The following is a 17,499-nucleotide window of genomic DNA, read 5'->3' on the forward strand; positions in this document are numbered from 1 at the left end:
CTCATCCTGCTATGCGGGAACCGCTAACGTCTGCCGGACCATGGGCAAGAAGACACGTGCCAAGGCGGCGCCCGCGGGTGAGAACCCCCGCCGCCCCTGTCCCTGCGGCTCGGGCAAGCGCTACAAGGCCTGCCACGGCGCCGGAGACGACGTGATCGTCATCCGGCCGTTCGAGGGGCTCGCCGCGGAGTGCGACCTGGTCGCGATGCGGGAGTTCCTGCCGTCGGCCACGGCCCCGCTGCCGCTGCGCGAGCCCGGCGACACCCCGGTCACGCTGGCCACCGTGCTGCCCGGAGCCGCCGCCGCGGTCGTGCGTCCGGACGGGTCGATCCTGCTCGGCATGCAGGTGCAGGCCCACTCCGGTGACCTGTCCGCCGACCTGGCGAAGGCGCTGCGGTGGGCCCAGACGGCCGAGCCGGGCACGTCGCTCCCGGTCGTCGGCCCCGGCGTCGCGGGCGAGCTCGTGCGCCTGCAGGACGTGCTGGACCCGGCGGCGACGCTCGACGTCACCGTGCACGCGGACTTCGGCTGGTGGATCCCACCCGCCGAGGACGGCTCCGAACCCAGCCCCGACGTCACGGCCGCGCTGGAACGCGCCAACAAGGTGATCATGCCGACCGAGCCGGTGCCGGCACCCGGGGTCCGGTCCGCGTACTGGGTGGACACCGGCTCGAAGGCCCACCTGCGCTGGGTGCGTCCCGAGCCGGAGGAGGCCCTGCTGGCCGCGCTCGCCCGCCTGCAGGCACGCGGCGAGCTGGCCCTCGCCGAGGACGCCCGGTACGCCGGGTCGTTCCGCGCCCACGGCCTGCTCGTTCCGGTGTGGGACCTCGACCGCGAGCTGCACGCCAAGGAGTGGACCGAACCCCTGTCCACCTTCGCGGAGCGACTCGAGACCGCGCTCGGCGATGACACCCCGCTCACCGACTCCGAGCGCCGCGCCCGCGACGCACTGGCCGGGAAGCAGATCACGCTGCGCTGAGTGCTCGTGAGGGAGGCGCTGCGCCGGTACGTCCGCGCGGCGCCTTCCCGCCGGCTACGGCGATGATCCCCGCTGATCACGGCTCGGGTGCGTTCCGCGGAACGCAGCCGGCGGTGCCGTTGTGGTGGCGAAGCGTTCCGGTGGGCGCGGGAACGGCGCGCCCACCGGCGGCTTCGGTCCATGGCTGCTCCCACGACCATGGACGCCCGATACACCGGACCATGAACGTCAAGATCGCGAGTAGCGGTCGTCCATGGCTGTCGCCACAGCAGTAGCCAACCGACACAGCGGATCATCCGCGCGACCACCGCCGAACGTGCCGGTAACAGCGCGGAACGCTCATGATCGAACGTCTGGCTGCGCGTAGCCGCCCACGCCCGTCAGGGGAGCCAGGCCGCCCGGCCGGAGAGTGCGGCGTAGCCGAGGAACGCCACGATGTCGATCAGGGCGTGCGCTCCGACGAGCATCCAGAGGCGGTTGGTGCGCTGCCAGACCCGGCCGAACACCAGCCCCATGACGATGTTGCCGATGAACCCGCCGAGGCCCTGGTAGAGGTGGTAGCAGCCGCGGAGCACGGCCTGGACCACGACCGACCGGTTCTCCGACCAGCCGAGCTGGCGCAGCCGCGTGATCAGGTAGGCGACCATCACCACCTCCTCGGCCCAGCTGTTCGCCGCGGCCGACATCAGCAGCACCGGCACCCGCCACCAGGTATCGCCGAGGGTGGTGGGCGCGATCGTCACGCTCACGCCGATCGCGCGTGCGACCAGGTACAGCCCCAGCCCGGGCACGCCGATCAGCGCGGCCAGGCCGGCCGAGCCGAGGGCGTCCCGGCCGGGGCGGCGCCGGTCCAGCCCGACGTCGCGCATCGCGAACCCGGCGCGCAGCAGCAGGTAGGCCCCCAGCGCGCCCCAGCCGACGAGCTGCAACACGCGCGTCAGCTGGAACGCGAGGTCGATGAGCCCGACCTCGGAAGCGGGTGCGTTGAGCGCCACCTGCTGCTCGTTGAGGGGGATCGGCTGCATCACGGCGTCGAGCAGGGCGAGACCGCTGCGCACCGCCGACAGCCCGAGCGTCACTGTGAGGACGACCAGGACCTCCAGCCCGACGAGCCGGCGGGTCCGCGGGTCGGTGAGCAGGGCCGTTCCGGACGGCGGCGGAGCGATCCAGTCCCGGAGAGCGGTCACGGTCGCGGACCCTATCCAGCGGGTAGCCTTGTCCTCGTGCGCAGGCTGGTCCTCTCCCCGAGGTGGATCGTCTGGCACGTGCTCACGCTCGGCGCGATGGCCGCATGCGGCTGGCTCGCCGCCTGGCAGTGGCAGCGCGCCGGCTCCGCGATGGGAAGCGCCCTGAACGTCGGGTACGGCCTGCAGTGGCCGCTCTTCGCCGTGTTCTTCGGTGTCATGTGGTGGCGCATGCTGCGCATGGAGGCGGCGAAGCTGGAGGAGGCCGCCCCGCCTGCCGAGGAGTCCGCCGCCGCCGCTCCGCTCCCGGAGCCGCGCCCGGCCGCCCCGTCGCCGTTCGGGCCGCGCCCCCGCGACGCCGCCCCACCGCCGGTGGACGACGACCCCGAGCTCGTCGCCTACAACCAGATGCTGGCCCAGCTGGCCGCTCGCGAAACCGACCACTGAGGACGCCGTGCCGATCGAGACCGCCCTGCTCGCCTACCGCATCGCCGCATGGGTCACCGGCGTCGGACTACTCGTCCTCGTGCTGATCGCGATGCCGATGAAGTACATCTTCGGCCAGCCGGAGCTGGTGGCGGTCGTGGGCGTCACCCACGGCTTCCTCTACATGATCTACATCGTCTGCACGCTGCTGCTGGCCGAGCGCGGGCGGTGGAAGCCGCTCGACGCCCTGCTGATCCTCATCGCGGGCACGATCCCGGTGGCCTCGTTCATCGCGGAGCGGCGGGTCACCCACCGGGTGCGCGCCGGGCGGTCCCCCGTCAGCTAGCGGGTCGAGTGCCCCCGAGCGGGTCGACATCGGCCCCGCGCCGCATCGGGCACCCGATCAGGTGCTGCATCTGCACGCGCAGCTCCTCCACGCTGGTGGCCGGCTTGGCCCATGCGATCCGCACGTCGTGGTCGCGGCCGGGCGCCTCGAGCCGCAGGCGCAGGCCGTAGCGATCCATTCCCAACGGGCGCAGCCGTGCGTCGCGCAGGTCGCGCAGCGCAGGCGGCAGGTGCCGGACGAGCAGGTCGAGGACGTCCGAGTGGGACTGCTCGAGGTGCGCGAGCCAGTGGCCCTCGTAGCGGCAGAACGGGTCGGGCCATGCGGCCGCCAGGTCGACGGGGGTGAGGGCGGCGGTGCCCTCCGAGTCGGACAGCACGGCCGATCCGGGGTCGAGCCGCACCAGGGTGGCGCCGTGGCCGAGCCGCAGCAACTCCTCGTCCGGCCGCACGTCGGCGACCTGCAGCGCCATGCGCCGGGCGATGTCGCGCTCCGGGAGCCGTAGCCGCCCGGTGACCCACAGCAGCCCGCGGACGGGCTCCCTGAGCTCCACGGGGGCGAGGTCGGTGATCTCGAGCATCGCAGCGAACTCGCCGCCGGGCGCGGACCGGATCGCGTCGAGCACCGGCTCGTCGTCGTCCAGCAGCAGGACCGCGGAACCGTCTGCCCGGACGTGGTGCACGAGGGGCACGGCCTGGGGCGCTCCAGTGCCGACGAGGCACGCCGTGCCGCCCCTTGCGGCGACGCTGCGGGCGCGCTCGGCTGCCGACGGCGTGGGCGGTCGGCGGGGCCGGGTGGATCCCAACGTGACACCTCCGTGACTTAGGTGAGGCTAAGTTATCCGGTGCCTCGACGGGTGTCCAGCGCGCGAACCCACGGCCGATGTCACACGGCCCGAGCACACCCGTTAGCGTCTGGGACTGTGACGACGGCGGCTGGTGCGGATCCTTGGGCCATCCCCCCGCTCTTCGCGCAGCTGGTCGACGACACCAGCCTGCTGCAGCCCCGGTCGGTGGCGCCCGGAGTGGACGCGGTCGTATCGCGGTACCTGAGCGCCCGTGACGGCCGGTACGGCGGTCTCGTCGGGCAGCTGGTCTGCCCGGTGTCGAGGCTTCCCGCGCTGGTCCAAGAGCTGGCCCGGTCGGTGCCGTCCCGTCCCGTCGACGTGTCGCTCGTCGTCGACACCGGGCTCGGTGCCGTGCCGAAGGCGCTCTCCACGGTCTTCTCGCGGTCGAGCCTGCTCACGCCGCGCACCGTCGAGACCGCGGCTCCGCCCGACGTCGACGCGGTCTGGCTGGAGCGGGTCTCGGAGTTCGTGCCCGAGGACGTCGTGGCGGTGGTCGAGCCCCGTAGGCCGGCCGGCACCGAGCCCGCTGACATCAGTGCCTGGCTGGGCGCCGTGCGCCGCGTCGCCGAGCACGGGTGCGCGCCCAAGCTGCGCTGCGGCGGCCCCCGCGCCTCCGACGTGCCGTCGGCCGCGGAGGTGGAGGAGTTCCTCCACGTGGTCGTCGACACCGGGCGGCCGTTCACCACGCTCGGGCTCCGCCAGGTCGTCCGCACCGATCACGACGACATGTCCCGCCACGGCATTCTCAACCTCCTGCTGGGTGTCGCGCGGGCCGTGGGTGGCGGTGATGTCCGGGAGGCGCTCGAGTCCACCGACGGCACCGCGCTCGCACACGAGATCAACGGCCTGTCCGAGCGGGCCGTCAAGGGCGTGCGCGGGCTCCTGTCGCGCTGCGGGGCCGACCCCGAGCCCGTGCCGGCCGCCCAGCTCGCCGGCCTCGGCCTGCTCGCCTGACTGTGAGGATGGTGAAGCTGGCTCAGTGACAGTGGGCTGGTGATGACAGCAGCAGGTGTGGCTCTTCGCCTGACTGGCGTGATGCCCTTGATCCGACTTGTCCGCCTGTTGCTGTCGGCACCGGCCCGGCCGGAGTAGCTGGCTTGATCAGGAGCATGACCGCCAGTAGCCGCTGGCGTGTCCCGTCACAGTCCTGCCGACTCCGATCCGGACCGGACCTCACGTCCCTCCAGGTCAGGAGAACGCGTTGTCCATGCTCGCAGAACTGGTCGAGCTCGTCATCGGGGTCGACACCCACACCGACACCCACACCGCGGCCGTGGTCGCGACCGATACCCGCGCCGTGCTGGCCACCGCCACGGTGAGCGCCGACGAAGACGGATACGCCGAACTCGTCGCGCTGGCCGAGGCCCACGGCGGGCTGCGCGGCTGGGCGATCGAGGGCACCGGCGGCTACGGCGCCGGCCTGGCCCGACACCTCGACCAGCTCGGTGAGCTGGTCGTCGAACTTGACCGGCCGGTCCGCCCCGCCCGCCGAGCCGGGGCAAAGTCTGACCCGATCGACGCCGAACGCGCCGCCCGCGACGCGCTCGCCCGCACACGACTGGCACAGCCCAAGACCGGACCCGAACGGGCCGGCCTGCAGATCCTGCTCACCGCACGCCGGGCCGCGGTCGCCGCGGCCAGCACCGCCCAACGCCAGCTGCGCGCACTGGTGATCACCGCCCCGGAACCGGTCCGGGCCCGGTTCCGCGGCCAGACCACCCGCGACATGCTCACCACCGCCGCGCGGCTGCGACCGGCCACGGCCAGCGCCGACGTGCACACCTTCACCGCCCTGTCCACACTGCGGGCACTCGCCCGCCGGGTCCGCGCCCTGGAAACCGAGGCCAACGAGCACGAACGGGCGATCCGAGCAATCGTGCGCGCGTGGCGACCGGATCTACTCACGCTGTCCGGGGTCGGCCCGATCAACGCCGCGACCGTGCTGACCGCCTGGTCGCATTCCCGGCGGTGCCGCAACGATGCCGCGTTCGCGATGCTCGCCGGCGCCGCCCCGATCCCAGCCTCCTCGGGTAAAACGGTGCGCTATCGGCTCAACCGCTCCGGCAACCGCCAACTCAACCGGGCCCTGCACAACATCGCGCTGTCCCGGCTGCGCTACGACCCCGACACCCGCGCCTACGCCGACCGTCGCCGAGCCCAGGGCAAGACCGACCGCGACATCAAGCGGTGCCTCAAGCGCTACATCGCCCGCCAGCTCTACCGGCAGCTCGAATCAGGCGCCGCAACGGCTTGACGAACCATAGGAGCGTCGCCCGGTCCTTCCGCGAGTCGCGGTCTGGGTGCGCGCGAGTCGGGGTCAGGCGTCGCCGAGGATCTCGTCCAGCGCCTCGCCCACCCGCTGCGCGCACACCTCGGCTGACAGGCCACCCACGCCCGTGCCGAGGCCGGGCATCGCGATCGCTTGCACCGCCTGGCGCACCGGGGTGCCGTCGGGGAGGGCGCCGTCGCGCCACAGCCGCAACACGGCGGCGGCCGCTGCGCGGGCGGCGCCGCCGTCGGAGGGGAGCCGCTGACCGGGCCGGCTCATCGTCGGCGCGCTCACCAGCCAGGCCGGGCGTTCGACGCCCGTCGGCACGATCACGGCCTCGCCGACCGGGAGGTTGCCGCCGGAGGCCGCCTGCACCCGCTCGGAGATGCCGGGGAACCAGCGGGCGTACACCGCGTCGATGCCGCCGCCCATGATCCCGAGCGAGTTGGCCGGGCTCACCACGGCGTCGGCGTCGACGTCGGTGATCGAGCCCTCGTGCACGACGAGCCCGGCGCGGCCCTCGGCGAGCGCGCGCCACGCCCGCGCCATCGGAGCGTCGACGGCCACCAGCACCAGCGTCAGGCTGCCCATGCGTCCACAGTAGGGTCGGGACGTGACCCGTATCGCGTTCCTCGGGCCGCGCGCCACGTTCACCGAGCAGGCACTGCGGTCGATGCCCGAGGCCGCCGGGGCCGAGTTCCTGCCCTGCACCGGTTCCCCGGCCGTGCTGGCCGCCGTGCGGGACGGTTCGGCCGACCTCGGCTGCGTCCCGATCGAGAACTCGGTGGAGGGCGCGGTCCCCGCGGTGCTCGACGGCCTGGTGGTCGACCCGCCGCTGGTGATCGTGCGGGAGGCCCTGCTGGCCGTCCGGTTCGCGCTGCTGGTGCGGCCCGGTACGACTCTCGCCGACGTGCGCACGGTCGCGTCCCACCCGCACGGCATCGCCCAGACCCGCGACTGGATCGCGGCCCGGCTGCCCGGTGCCGACGTCCTGCTGTCGGCCTCCACGTCCGAGGCGGCCGCGCAGGTGGCGCGGGGCGAGTTCGACGCTGCGGTCTCGGCGCCACTGGCTGCCGAGCAGCACGGCCTCGACATCCTCGCCGACGACATCGCCGACAACGCGGGCGCGATCACCAGGTTCGCGCTCGTGTCCCCACCCGGGCCGCCGCCCGCGCCCACCGGGCACGACCGCACCACGCTCGCCGCCACCACGCAGAACCGGCCCGGCGCGCTGCTCGGCCTGCTCACCGAGCTCGCGGTGCGCGGGATCGACCTCACGCGCATCGAGTCCCGGCCCATCAAGGACCGGCACGCCGAGTACTGGTTCCACCTCGACTGCACCGGGCACGTCGCCGAGCCGGCCATGGGCGAGGCGCTCGCCGCCCTGCACCGCAGGTGCGACCGCGTCCGGTTCCTCGGCTCTTACCCGCGTGCCGCCAACGGCGCGTCGACGGCGCCCCCCAGCACGTCCCCGCTGCCCGTCGGGGGTGCCGACGCGGCGCAGTTCCGCGCCGCCCAGGAGTGGCTCGACCGAGTGCGCACGGGGGGAGTGGCGTGAGTGATGTCCGGCTCGTCATGGCGCGGCACGGGGAGACCCCGGCGAACGCGCAGCACATCCTCGACACCCGCCCGCCGGGCCTACCGCTGAACGAGCGGGGCCAGGCCCAGGCGGCCACGCTCGCCCAGCGGCTCGCCGCCGACCCGGTCACCGCGGTGCACGCCTCGGTGGCGATCAGAGCGCAGGAGACGGCCGCCCCGGTCGCCGCGGCGCACGGTCTGGACGTCCGGGTGGTCGACGGGGTCCACGAGGTGTTCTGCGGCGAGCTGGAGGGCCGGTCCGGCCGCGCGGCGCTGGAGAGCTTCATGGCCGTCTACGACGCGTGGTGGACCGGAGACCTGGACGCCCGCCTCCCCGGCGGCGAGTCGGCCCACGACGTGCGGGAGCGGTTCCTGCCCGCGCTCGACGGCATCCTGGACGGCGCGAGCGGCGACGTCGTGCTCGTGAGCCACGGCGCCGCCATCCGCCTCGCGGCGGCCGCCCTGCTCGGCGACACCGCGGAGACGCGTTTCCTCCCCAACACGGGGATCGTGGTGCTGCGCCCCGAGAACGGCCGCTGGGCGCTCGAGCACTGGGACGGCGCCGTGCCGGTGCCCGGTGATGTCACCGCGGGCGGCGCGCCTGCCTGATCGGCCGAGCTCGGCGGCGGCTCAGCCCCAGCCGAGCTCGTGCAGGGTCGCCTCGTCGATCCCGAAGTGGTGTGCCACCTCGTGCACGACGGTGACGGCGACCTCGTGCACGACGTCGTCCTCCGTCTCGCAGATGTCGAGGATGGCGTCCTGGTAGATCATGATCCGGTCGGGTAGCACGCCGCCGTAGTTCGACGTGCGCTCGGTGAGCGCCACGCCCTCGTAGAGCCCCAACAGCTCCGGATCGGTGCCGTGGCGGTCGTCGACCAGCACCACGACGTTGTCCATGGCGGCGGTGAGCTCGGGCGGGATCGTGTCGAGTGCGTCCGCGACGAGCTCCTCGAACTGCCGCCGGGTCATGTCCACCGCTGGATGGTCGCACCGCCGTGCCCGGCGGCGCGCTCATCGCCTCGCTACCGGCCCGTCACCGCGGCGGTCGGCGCAACGCCGCTGACCACCGGCGGCTCGGGCGTCTCCGGCTTCTCGGGGCGCTCCGGCGCGGGCGGGGTGGTGGCCGCCGGCCGGGTCGGCTCCACCGGGGGCGTCGGGGCGGACGGCTCGCTCGTCGGCGCCGGTGTCGGCGTCGCCGTGGGGATCTCCTCGGCGGGCGGGCCGTCCGTCGGCGGGGCGGGCGTGCTCGGCCCCTGCGTGCCGGTGACGGGCGGGGCCGGCTCGTCGCCGACGACGACGTCGCCCTTCACCGGCCCGGTGACGGGCGCGAACCCGCTCCGGTCGGGCAGGAGCGCCGCGAGGTTGCAGTTGGCCTTGCGGCTGCCGGCCTTCCAGGACGCCTCGGTGATGTTGTCCCAGTAGACGGTGAGGCCCTTCTTCGAGATCGAGTCGGCGCTGCCCGCGTACTCGTTGGCGATCTTGGCGCACTGGGGCTGCAGGTAGGCGTCCTGGTCGCCGACCGCGGGGAAGGCGTCGGGGAACTTCTCGGAGAGGTCGACGATCCCGACCGTCTCGACGGCGTGCGGCCCGGCGCAGTCGACGGGGTCGCCGATCGTGCGGCCGTCGATCGCGAGGCAGGTGCCCGGATCGTGGACGGCGGCCTGGTCGGAGTCGGCCGCGCGGCCGGAGAGGGGCAGGAGCGCGCCGGACCGGGAGGCGCTCTGCACGCCGCAGCGCAGCTCGCGGTCGCCGTCGGCCCACTTGGACGGCGAGGGCTTCAGCGCGCCCACCCGGAACCGCCCGTCCGGGTCGAACTTGCCGCGGAGGTAGTCGACCACGACCGGCTGGCAACGCTCGTTGACCAGCTGACGCCACTGCCGGTCGTCGGGCAGCGCCATGTCGCTCGCGAGGGTGACGGAACCGGCCTGCTCGAACAGGTGCGGCTGGGCGCAGTCGACGACGTCGGTGTCGGCGGCGTCGGGACGCGTCCACATGAGGCACGTGCCCGGGGTGGCGGGCGGCGGGGGGACCTCACGCGCGCTCGACCCGCTCACGGCCGCGGGGAGCGAGGCGAGCGTGCCCAGAACGGGCACCTTGGCGCCGGCGAAGGAGTCGAGGGTGGCGACGCCCAGCATGGTGAGCGAGCCGATGAGGACGCCGAGGACCATGCGTCGCACCAGCCGCGGCTCGGGGGCGCGGGACGGGGGAGGCGGTGGGGGCGCGGGCTGCGCCGACGGAGCCGGGACGCTGTGTCTGCCCGTGCGGGCGGCGACCGCGTTGCCCTGCGCCGTGGCCCGGGCAGCGGCGAGGCGGTTGACGTTGGGGACGACGACGGTGGGCGCGTCGCCAGGGCGCAGCGCAGGCTGCAGGCGTGGGGCACCTGGGTGCTGCGGCGTCCGGGGCCGGCCGGGGGGAGCGGTCAGTCGGTCCATGTCGGCCGTCATCATGCCGTTACCTGGGGTCACGTCCAGAGGGCGGGGTCGATCTGCGCGACCATCGGTCGTCGGCGTGCTGCGAGCGTCAGCGTTTGCCGGTGGGTGGCAGCCCGGTACGGTTCGGCGCGCGGGACGGACCTGTCACCGGCCCGGGAGCGCGGCCGAAGGGGGGATGAGCGGTGCCCGACGAGGATGTCGACGGCGGCAAGACCGGCGGTGAGCCGGACGAGCAGCCCGACGGCGCACCGGCGCCGGACGAGGGTGCTCGCGGCCGGATGCGCTTCCAGGACGAGTCGACGACTCCGCGTGAACCCACTCTCGCCGAGCGCCGCGCCCGTGAGGTCGCCGCGCGCCGCGCGGAGGAGGCCGAGCGCCAGGAGGCCGAGGAGCAGGAGCGCTCCAAGCGCAAGCGCAAGCGGATCCTGATCGGTGCGGGCGTCACGGTCGGCGTGGTCGCGCTCATCGCCGTCGGGTACTCCGTGGTGCAGGCCGACGACGAGGTCCAGGCCCAGTGCGTCGACGACGAGGGTGTGATCGTCGACGACTCGAACTGCGTCACTCCCGCGAGCTCGAGCGGCGGGTACTACGGCGGGGGTGGCGTCTACCCGATCTTCATCGGTGGCGGCGGCCGCCAGTACCACTACACGTACGGCGGCAGCGGCGCGATCGGCCAGAAGGTGCAGGGCGGCACCACCACGGTGCCGAGGGAGGGCACCCGGGTCACCACCTCGTCCGGCAAGACCGTCGTCAACCCGTCCGGGAGCAGCTCGGTGTCCCGGGGCGGGCTCGGGGTCTCGCGCGGCAGCTCGAGCAGCGGTTCCTAGTGGAGCGGCACACGGGGGAGCCCCGCCCGGGCTGGGAGAGCATCGTCCGCGAGCAGGGCATGGTCTACAACACGCCGGGCGTCGGCATCGGCGGTGCGCCCCGGCCGTACTGGGACGAGTCCGTGCACTACACGTTCTCGATGGACGAGGTCCTCTCGCTCGAGGCCGACGTCGAGGTGATCCACGGGATGTGCCTGGAGGCCGTCGACCACGTGGTCACCACCGAGCGGTACCGCGACTTCGCGCTGCCGGAGTGGGCCTTCGACGCCGTCGCGGCGTCGTGGAGGCGCAGCGACCCGCACGTCTACGGCCGGTTCGACCTGCGCTACGACGGCGGTGGCCCGGCCAAGCTGCTGGAGTACAACGCCGACACCCCCACCACGCTGCTCGAGGCGTCGCTGCTGCAGTGGTACTGGCTCAAGGACGTCCACCCCGACGACGACCAGTGGAACTCCCTGCACGAGGCGCTCGTGGAGCGCTGGACGACGATCAAGGGCAGGCTGCCGGGCGGCGAGATCCACTTCACGTGGTCGGGCGGCGACGCCACCGGTGAGGACCACGTCACCGCCGGCTACCTGCAGGAGACGGCGGCCGAGGCGGGCCTGGACACCGTCGGCCTCACCATCGAGGACATCGGCTGGGACGCCGCCCTCGACCGGTTCGTCGACCTCGAGGAATCGCCCATGGCGGCGGTCTTCAAGCTCTACCCCTGGGAGTGGGTGCTCACCGACCAGTTCGGCAAGAGCGTGATCCGCAGCCTCCCGGAGACGCTGTGGATCGAGCCGCTGTGGAAGGCCCTGCTGTCCAACAAGGCGCTGCTCGCCGTGCTGTGGGAGATGTACCCGGGCCACCCCAACCTGCTCCCCGCCTACCTCGACCAGCCGGGGCTCCTCACCGAGTACGTCCGCAAGCCCCGGCTCGGCCGCGAGGGCGCGAACATCTCGATCGTGGCGCCCGGCATGGAGCACCAGACGGGTGGTGTGTACGGCGAGGAGGGGTACGTCTACCAGCTCTTCGACCCGCTCCCCGAGTTCGACGGCTACCGTCCCGCGCTGGGTGCGTGGGTGGTCGGTGACACCGCGGCCGGGCTGGGCATCCGCGAGACCGTCGGGCTCGTCACCGACGACGGCGCGGCGTTCGTCCCCCACCGCATCCCCGCATCCTGACGCTCCCCATGGAGGTATTCGTGACGTTCCTGGCCCAGATCGGACCGGGTTTCGGCGAGGTGATCGGCCGTGGCGTCGGCGCGATCCTGCTCTACGCGGTGCTCGGCGTGCTGCTCGTGCTGCTCGGCTTCTACGCCGTCGACATCACGACTCCGGGCAAGCTCAACCGGCTGGTCCGCGACGGCCTGCCCAACGCCGTGGTGGTCACCGCCGCAGGCATGGTGAGCATGGCCTTCATCATCGTGGTCGCGATCTACACGTCGACCGGTGGCCTGCTCGAGGGCCTGCTCTCGTCGCTGATCTTCGGTCTGGTCGGGATCGTGGCGCAGGTCGGCGGCGTGCGGCTGCTGGAGTGGGTCACGGGCATCGACATCGGCGCCGTGCTGGCCGCCGACAGCATCCGCCCGCAGGCCTTCGTCGTCTCCGCGGCGCACCTGGCCCTCGGCCTCGTCGTGGCCGTCGCCATCCTCTGACCCGCGGGTCGGGCGGCCCGGCTCACGCCGCTGCCACGACCTCCTCCGCGAGCGGCTCGTTGAGCGCCACCCGCACCAGCGCCGCCGCCAGCGGGGCGAGGTCCGAACCGGGAGCGAGCCGGGCCAGCTCGTGCGCGTCGGCCGGCAGCCCGACGCGGCGTGCGCCGTCGAGGGCCTTGCCGTCGATCGCGGGGCGCAGCGACGGCCACACGTCCTGTGCCTCGCGGCAGAAGATGTCGGCGCCGACCGGGCCCAGCCGCGGGAACCCGGTGAGCGCCTCCCGGATGCGCTTCGGGTCGCCGTCGGCGCGGTCGCGCAGCTTCCGCAGGTCGTCGCCGTACTCGCGGTGCACCAGCTCGGCGCCCTCGCCGAGCGCGGTCGCGGTGCTCTCGTCGTAGCGCTTGTAGCTCGCCCGCCCGAGCGCGTCCACGCGCTCCTGCCAGGACGCCTCGCGCATCTTCGCCGGCGTGCCCATCCCGGCGTCGGCGAGCGCGCGGGCGGCGTCCACCGCGATGTCGGCCTTGATCCGCGTCGAGAGCAGGACCGACAGCACGAGGAGGCGGTACAGCGGCGCCGGGCTGTCCTTCAGCCGGATCCCGGCCTGCTCGGCGTACGTGGTGCCGGCGCGGTTGAGCAGTGCTTTCAGGAGGGTCCGTTCGTCGGCCATGCCCCTGCGTACCCGCTCCGAGTGCGGCTACGTTGGCCTACAGCAGTGCTACGGTCGTCGCATGTCCAGCGTTCCCTCCCGCGAGCTGCGGAACGACACGGCTGGTGTGCTGCGGCGGGTCGAAGCCGGTGAGCGGGTCACGATCACCGTCAACGGCAGGCCGGTCGCGGAGATGGTGCCGGTACAGCGGACACGGCGGTCGTGGATCAGGCGGGAGGAGCTCGTGTCGCGCCTCCGCCGGATCCAGGCAGATCCCGGCCTCCGGGACGACCTCGCCCGGCTGGCCGGCGACACGACGGACGACCTCGGCCCGATCAGGTGAAGGGTTTGCTCGATACGAGCGTGTTCATCGCCCTGGAGAGCGGCCGGGCCCTCGACGAGCAGGGGATTCCTGAGGAAACGGCGGTGTCGGTCGTGACGTTGGCGGAACTCCAGGCCGGCGTCCTCGCAGCTGCGGATGTCGATATCAGGGCGCGCCGCCTGGCCACGCTGGACGCCGTCAGCGACATCGAGCTGATCGACATCGACGAGTCGGCCGCGCGGGCGTGGGCGCGGATGCGCGTGCACCTTGCCGAGAGCGGTCGACGGGTCAACGTCAACGATCTCTGGATCGCAGCGGTCGCTGCGTCCCGTGGTCTTCCGGTCGTGACGCAGGACGACGGCTTCGGTCCGCTCGCGGGCGTCATGGGGCTCGAGGTCATCCGCGTTCGACGTTGACTCTCGACCATGTCGAGGCACGAGGGTCGGTGACGTGGAGAGCTCGAAGGGGGCCGGCTCGGCCGGGGCGGTGCGCACGATCGGCCGGATGGCGCGCGAGAGCGGCCTGTCGGTCAGCGCGCTGCGCTTCTACGACGGCGCGGGGGTGCTGACGCCTGCGAGCGTCGACCCGGCTTCCGGCTACCGGTACTACACCCCCGACCAGGTGGTCGTCGCCCGGCTCGTCGCCTCGTTGCGCCGGGTCGGGGTGCCGCTGGCCGGGATCCGGGAGGTGCTGGCCGCCCGGCACGACCCGGGCGCCGTCGACGCCATGCTCGACCGGCACCTGCTCCGCCTGGAACAGGGCCTTGCCGACGCCCGCCGTGAGCTCTCCTCCGTCCGATCACTGCTCGCACAGGAGGATCTCGTGCCGACCACCACCGTGACCGTCCGCGGCACCGACCTGGCCGCCGCGCTGCGCGCCGTCCGGTTCGCCGTCGGCTCCGACCCGGATCTCCCGGTGCTGTCGGGTGTGCTGTTCGACGTGACGCCCGGTGCGCTCACGGTCGTCGCGACCGACCGCTACCGGCTCGCGGCGGCCGAGGTGCCCGTCGTCGGGATGGACGGTCCGGCGGTGGGGGCCGTGCTCCCGGTCGACCTCGTCGACCGCATCCCATCGGCGGAGACCGTCGCGATCACGCTGGCCGGAGGGGTGGTCCGCGTGGCGGCGGGCACCGGGACGTTCGACGGGGATGTGATCGCAGAACCGTTCCCGGACTACCGCAGGCTCCTGCCCGTGGACGACGCCGGGGTCGCGGTGGACGGGGCCGCCCTGCGGGCCGCGCTGGCAGCGGCGCCTCCACGCCGGGTGCGTCGTGACGGGACCGAGTACGAGGTGACGACCCTGGAGAGCGGGCCGGGCGGCGTCCGGATCACCGACGGCCCCGGGGTCGCGGTGAACCGCGAGTTCCTGCTGCAGGCTCTGGACGCGGGCGGCGGTGGCCAGCTCGTGCTCGGCCTCGACGGCCCGATCACGCCGTTGGTCATCACCGGGCGGTCGCCGCGGTCGGTCTCCCTGCTCATGCCGGTGCGCCTGTAGACGCTCACGACCGCGGTCGGTCGGGCTCACGAGCGGGAGCGGACACCACGAGGACACGTACCGCGCGAACGTAGTCTGGTCGGGTGCAACCTCCCAGCCTCGTCGCCACCGACGTCGACGGCACGCTGCTCGACCCCGACGAGCGGGTCTCGCCGCGTGCGGTCGCCGTCGTCGAGCGGCTGGTCGCGGCCGGGGTCGGGTTCGTGCTGGTCACCGGCCGGCCACCGCGGTGGATCCCGCCCGTCGTGGCGCAGCTGGAGGTGGCCGCGCTCGCCGTGTGCGCCAACGGGAGCGTGCTCTACGACGCCGCTGCGGACCGCGTGCTGTGGGCCGACGCCATCCCGCCGGACGCGCTCGCCCGGCTCGCCGAAGCGGCGACGGAGACGCTGCCCGGGTGCGCGCTGGCGGTCGAGCGGGTCGACCTCGGCGCGCCGTTCGTCGCCGAGCCGGGGTACCGGCACGCCTGGGACGACGGCGACGAGATCGCGGCAGATCGCTCCGTGCTGCTGAGCCGGCCTGCGGTGAAGCTGCTCATCCGCGATCCGCGGCTGTCCAGCGACGCGATGGTCGCCGCCCTCACCCCGGTGATCGGCGACCAGGCCGACCTCACGTTCTCCTACCCGCGCGGGCTCGTCGAGGTGTCGCCGCCCGGCGTCACGAAGGCCACCGGTCTCGCCGAGGTGGCGCGGCGGCGCGGTGTGACGGCCGCCGACGTGGTCGCGTTCGGCGACATGCCCAACGACCTGGAGATGCTGCGCTGGGCCGGGCACGGCGTCGCGATGGGGAACGCCCACCCGGCGCTCCTCGAGGTCGCCGACGAGGTCACGGCGAGCAACGCGGAGGACGGTCTGGCGCTCGTTCTGGAGCGCTGGTTCTGACACTGTTCCGCCCACACCCGAACACGCAGCGTGACCGGGCGTAGCATCGGGCGACGTCAGCGCACTCCGTGCGGCGCGTGCCGCACCTCTTCCCGCGCGGGCCGCACCGCCCGCACGCCGTACTGGAGGCCCCGCCCGTGGCCGAGCTACTCGACCGCCCGCACGCCGTCCCGACCCTCGAGCCGGACGGCACGGTCGACGTCCCGCCGATGGCAGCCGAGGTGTGGGTCCTCGAGGCCGTGCAGGGCGCGCTGGCCCACCCGCCCGTGGTGCGGGTGGCGCGCGGGATGTCGTTCTTCGGCGAGCACGCCGCCGGCTGGCTCGCCATGGGGGCGATCGGGGCGCTCGTCGACCGCAGGCGCCGCCGGGAGTGGATCGCCGCCACGGCCGCGGTGGCCGTCGCCCACGGGGCGTCGGTCGGGGTCAAGCGCGTGGTGCGCAGGCCGCGGCCCGACGACCCGCGGGTGCAGGTGCACGTCGGCACCCCGAGCAGGCTGAGCTTCCCGTCGGCGCACGCCACCTCCAGCACCGCGGCAGCGGTCCTGTTCGGCGCGTTGCTGCGCAAGCCGCTCGCCGCCGTCGTGGTGCCGGCGATGGCGCTCTCGCGGATGGTGCTCGGCGTCCACTACCCCACAGATGTCCTCGCAGGCTCCGCGCTCGGCGCCGCCGTCGCGGCCGTGGCGCGCAGGGCCATCCGGAAGGAAGAGCGATGACCAGCACCGACGTGCCGGCCGAGCAGGCCGTCCCGCACCGCACGCCCGTGAGCGTCGCGCGGGGCGTGCTGAAGACGATGCGGCCCCGGCAGTGGGTCAAGAACGTCCTGGTGCTGGCCGCGCCGTTCGCGAGCGGTGACCTGCTGCGCCACGGCATCGTGATGGAGCTCGCGGTGGCGTTCGTGGCGTTCTCGCTCGCCGCGTCCGGCATCTATCTGGTCAACGACGCCAACGACGTGGCCGCCGACCGGGCCCACCCGACGAAGCGCAACCGGCCGATCGCCGCAGGCATCGTCCCGCCGGGCCTCGCGATGGCCGTGGCCGCCGTGCTGCTGCTGGGCGCGCTGGCGCTGAGCGCGCTGGCGAGCGTCCAGCTGGTGGTCGTGCTCGGCGTGTACATCGCGGTGCAGCTGGCCTACTGCTACTGGCTCAAGCACCAGGCGGTGCTCGACATCTGCATCGTCGCCTCCGGTTTCCTGCTGCGCGCCATCGCGGGCGGCGCGGCCACCGGCATCGCGCTGTCGCAGTGGTTCCTGCTGGTCGCCGGGTTCGGTTCGCTGTTCATGGTGGCCGGCAAGCGGTACGCCGAGATGATGCTCGCCGAGCGCACCGGCGCGAAGATCCGCAAGTCGCTGGAGAGCTACTCCGCGTCCTACCTGCGGTTCGTGTGGGCGCTGTCGGCCACGATCCTGATCACCACCTACTCGCTGTGGGCCTTCGACATCGGCGTCGTGCGGCACAACCAGATGTGGTCGGTGATCTCGATCGTGCCGTTCGTGATCGCGGTGCTGCGCTACTCCGTCGACGTCGACTCCGGCAACGGCGGCGAACCGGAGGAGATCGCGCTGGGCGACCGCGTGCTGCAGGTGCTGGCGCTCGTGTGGGTCGCCACCCTGACGCTCGCCGTCTACTCCTGATCGGT

The 17,499-nt window shown here is 73.5% G+C and carries 22 protein-coding genes; 16 read left to right on the forward strand and 6 right to left on the reverse strand.

The window, feature by feature from the left end; all coding sequences use genetic code 11:
* Nucleotides 1–40 precede the first annotated feature (40 nt).
* Entirely contained in the window at nucleotides 41–979 is a 939-nt protein-coding gene (locus FB388_RS37420) for a DUF5926 family protein (RefSeq protein ID WP_142107366.1), read from the forward strand.
* 380 nt (nucleotides 980–1,359) lie between these two features.
* Here the strand turns inward: FB388_RS37420 and FB388_RS37425 are convergent, their stop codons facing one another.
* A complete protein-coding gene (locus FB388_RS37425) occupies nucleotides 1,360–2,166 on the reverse strand; it encodes a CPBP family intramembrane glutamic endopeptidase (RefSeq protein ID WP_246122784.1) in 807 nt (268 codons plus the stop codon).
* Between the two features lie 36 nt (nucleotides 2,167–2,202).
* Here FB388_RS37425 and FB388_RS37430 point away from each other — a divergent pair, with 36 nt between their 5' ends.
* Complete coding sequence (locus FB388_RS37430) at nucleotides 2,203–2,610, forward strand: hypothetical protein (RefSeq protein ID WP_142107367.1); 408 nt, start codon at nucleotides 2,203–2,205, stop codon at nucleotides 2,608–2,610.
* Between the two features lie 7 nt (nucleotides 2,611–2,617).
* A complete protein-coding gene (locus FB388_RS37435) occupies nucleotides 2,618–2,935 on the forward strand; it encodes a DUF3817 domain-containing protein (RefSeq protein ID WP_142107368.1) in 318 nt (105 codons plus the stop codon).
* Here the strand turns inward: FB388_RS37435 and FB388_RS37440 are convergent.
* Nucleotides 2,928–3,737, reverse strand: a complete 810-nt coding sequence (locus FB388_RS37440; protein ID WP_142107369.1) for a DUF2470 domain-containing protein — start codon at nucleotides 3,735–3,737, stop codon at nucleotides 2,928–2,930. The two genes, FB388_RS37435 and FB388_RS37440, sit on opposite strands and share 8 nt — an antisense overlap.
* Before the next feature lie 117 nt (nucleotides 3,738–3,854).
* Here FB388_RS37440 and FB388_RS37445 point away from each other — a divergent pair, with 117 nt between their 5' ends.
* Together FB388_RS37445 and FB388_RS37450 are read left to right on the forward strand one after the other, a co-directional pair.
* Entirely contained in the window at nucleotides 3,855–4,733 is an 879-nt protein-coding gene (locus FB388_RS37445) for a hypothetical protein (RefSeq protein WP_142107370.1), read from the forward strand.
* Between the two features lie 253 nt (nucleotides 4,734–4,986).
* Nucleotides 4,987–6,033: an IS110 family RNA-guided transposase gene (locus tag FB388_RS37450; protein WP_211361989.1), complete on the forward strand. Its 1,047-nt coding sequence runs from the start codon at nucleotides 4,987–4,989 to the stop codon at nucleotides 6,031–6,033.
* Nucleotides 6,034–6,096: 63 nt separating this feature from the next.
* Here the strand turns inward: FB388_RS37450 and FB388_RS37455 are convergent, their stop codons facing one another.
* Nucleotides 6,097–6,639 (reverse strand): macro domain-containing protein, encoded by a 543-nt coding sequence (locus FB388_RS37455; protein ID WP_142107371.1) that lies wholly within the window; start codon nucleotides 6,637–6,639, stop codon nucleotides 6,097–6,099.
* 22 nt (nucleotides 6,640–6,661) lie between these two features.
* Between FB388_RS37455 and pheA the strand changes: the two genes are divergently transcribed.
* Together pheA and FB388_RS37465 are read left to right on the forward strand one after the other, a co-directional pair.
* On the forward strand, nucleotides 6,662–7,606 hold the full coding sequence (pheA, locus tag FB388_RS37460; protein WP_142107372.1) for a prephenate dehydratase: 945 nt from the start codon (nucleotides 6,662–6,664) through the stop codon (nucleotides 7,604–7,606).
* Nucleotides 7,603–8,235 (forward strand): histidine phosphatase family protein, encoded by a 633-nt coding sequence (locus FB388_RS37465; protein WP_246122785.1) that lies wholly within the window; start codon nucleotides 7,603–7,605, stop codon nucleotides 8,233–8,235. Before pheA ends, FB388_RS37465 begins: the two co-directional genes overlap by 4 nt.
* 21 nt (nucleotides 8,236–8,256) lie before the next feature.
* On the opposite strand, the gene FB388_RS37470 is transcribed toward FB388_RS37465, so the two are convergent.
* Nucleotides 8,257–8,595 carry a metallopeptidase family protein gene (locus FB388_RS37470; protein WP_142107781.1) on the reverse strand — a complete coding sequence of 113 codons (339 nt, stop codon included), beginning with the start codon at nucleotides 8,593–8,595 and terminating at the stop codon, nucleotides 8,257–8,259.
* A gap of 53 nt (nucleotides 8,596–8,648) precedes the next feature.
* Nucleotides 8,649–10,058 carry a septum formation family protein gene (locus FB388_RS37475; protein WP_170226006.1) on the reverse strand — a complete coding sequence of 470 codons (1,410 nt, stop codon included), beginning with the start codon at nucleotides 10,056–10,058 and terminating at the stop codon, nucleotides 8,649–8,651.
* A 182-nt stretch (nucleotides 10,059–10,240) separates the two neighbouring features.
* On the opposite strand from FB388_RS37475, the gene FB388_RS37480 reads away from it, so the two are divergent.
* The 3 genes from FB388_RS37480 to FB388_RS37490 are packed head-to-tail and all read left to right on the forward strand — an operon-like array spanning nucleotide 10,241 to nucleotide 12,524.
* Entirely contained in the window at nucleotides 10,241–10,885 is a 645-nt protein-coding gene (locus FB388_RS37480) for a hypothetical protein (protein ID WP_246122786.1), read from the forward strand.
* Entirely contained in the window at nucleotides 10,885–12,051 is a 1,167-nt protein-coding gene (locus tag FB388_RS37485; protein ID WP_142107374.1) for a glutathionylspermidine synthase family protein, read from the forward strand. Before FB388_RS37480 ends, FB388_RS37485 begins: the two co-directional genes overlap by 1 nt.
* 8 nt (nucleotides 12,052–12,059) lie before the next feature.
* On the forward strand, nucleotides 12,060–12,524 hold the full coding sequence (locus tag FB388_RS37490) for a DUF350 domain-containing protein (RefSeq protein WP_142107375.1): 465 nt from the start codon (nucleotides 12,060–12,062) through the stop codon (nucleotides 12,522–12,524).
* A gap of 22 nt (nucleotides 12,525–12,546) precedes the next feature.
* Here FB388_RS37490 and FB388_RS37495 read toward each other — a convergent pair whose 3' ends face one another.
* Nucleotides 12,547–13,191: an endonuclease gene (locus FB388_RS37495; RefSeq protein ID WP_142107376.1), complete on the reverse strand. Its 645-nt coding sequence runs from the start codon at nucleotides 13,189–13,191 to the stop codon at nucleotides 12,547–12,549.
* 61 nt (nucleotides 13,192–13,252) lie between these two features.
* Here FB388_RS37495 and FB388_RS37500 point away from each other — a divergent pair, with 61 nt between their 5' ends.
* The 6 genes from FB388_RS37500 to FB388_RS37525 all read left to right on the forward strand — a co-directional run bounded on the left by FB388_RS37500 (nucleotide 13,253) and on the right by FB388_RS37525 (nucleotide 17,494).
* Nucleotides 13,253–13,513, forward strand: a complete 261-nt coding sequence (locus tag FB388_RS37500) for a type II toxin-antitoxin system Phd/YefM family antitoxin (protein WP_142107377.1) — start codon at nucleotides 13,253–13,255, stop codon at nucleotides 13,511–13,513.
* Nucleotides 13,510–13,908 (forward strand): type II toxin-antitoxin system VapC family toxin, encoded by a 399-nt coding sequence (locus tag FB388_RS37505; protein WP_281290527.1) that lies wholly within the window; start codon nucleotides 13,510–13,512, stop codon nucleotides 13,906–13,908. The genes FB388_RS37500 and FB388_RS37505 overlap by 4 nt, the downstream gene beginning before the upstream one ends.
* 34 nt (nucleotides 13,909–13,942) lie before the next feature.
* On the forward strand, nucleotides 13,943–14,986 hold the full coding sequence (locus FB388_RS37510; RefSeq protein WP_211362463.1) for a DNA polymerase III subunit beta family protein: 1,044 nt from the start codon (nucleotides 13,943–13,945) through the stop codon (nucleotides 14,984–14,986).
* 83 nt (nucleotides 14,987–15,069) lie between these two features.
* On the forward strand, nucleotides 15,070–15,864 hold the full coding sequence (locus FB388_RS37515) for an HAD family hydrolase (RefSeq protein WP_142107379.1): 795 nt from the start codon (nucleotides 15,070–15,072) through the stop codon (nucleotides 15,862–15,864).
* Nucleotides 15,865–16,073: 209 nt separating this feature from the next.
* The gene (locus FB388_RS37520; protein ID WP_142107784.1) at nucleotides 16,074–16,577 is read left to right on the forward strand and encodes a phosphatase PAP2 family protein; all 504 of its coding nucleotides are present in this window, start codon (nucleotides 16,074–16,076) and stop codon (nucleotides 16,575–16,577) included.
* Entirely contained in the window at nucleotides 16,574–17,494 is a 921-nt protein-coding gene (locus tag FB388_RS37525; RefSeq protein ID WP_142107380.1) for a decaprenyl-phosphate phosphoribosyltransferase, read from the forward strand. Before FB388_RS37520 ends, FB388_RS37525 begins: the two co-directional genes overlap by 4 nt.
* Nucleotides 17,495–17,499: the final 5 nt, after the last annotated feature.

It is taken from the genome of Pseudonocardia cypriaca (assembly GCF_006717045.1).
In the GTDB taxonomy this organism is placed as follows: Bacteria; Actinomycetota; Actinomycetes; order Mycobacteriales; family Pseudonocardiaceae; genus Pseudonocardia; species Pseudonocardia cypriaca.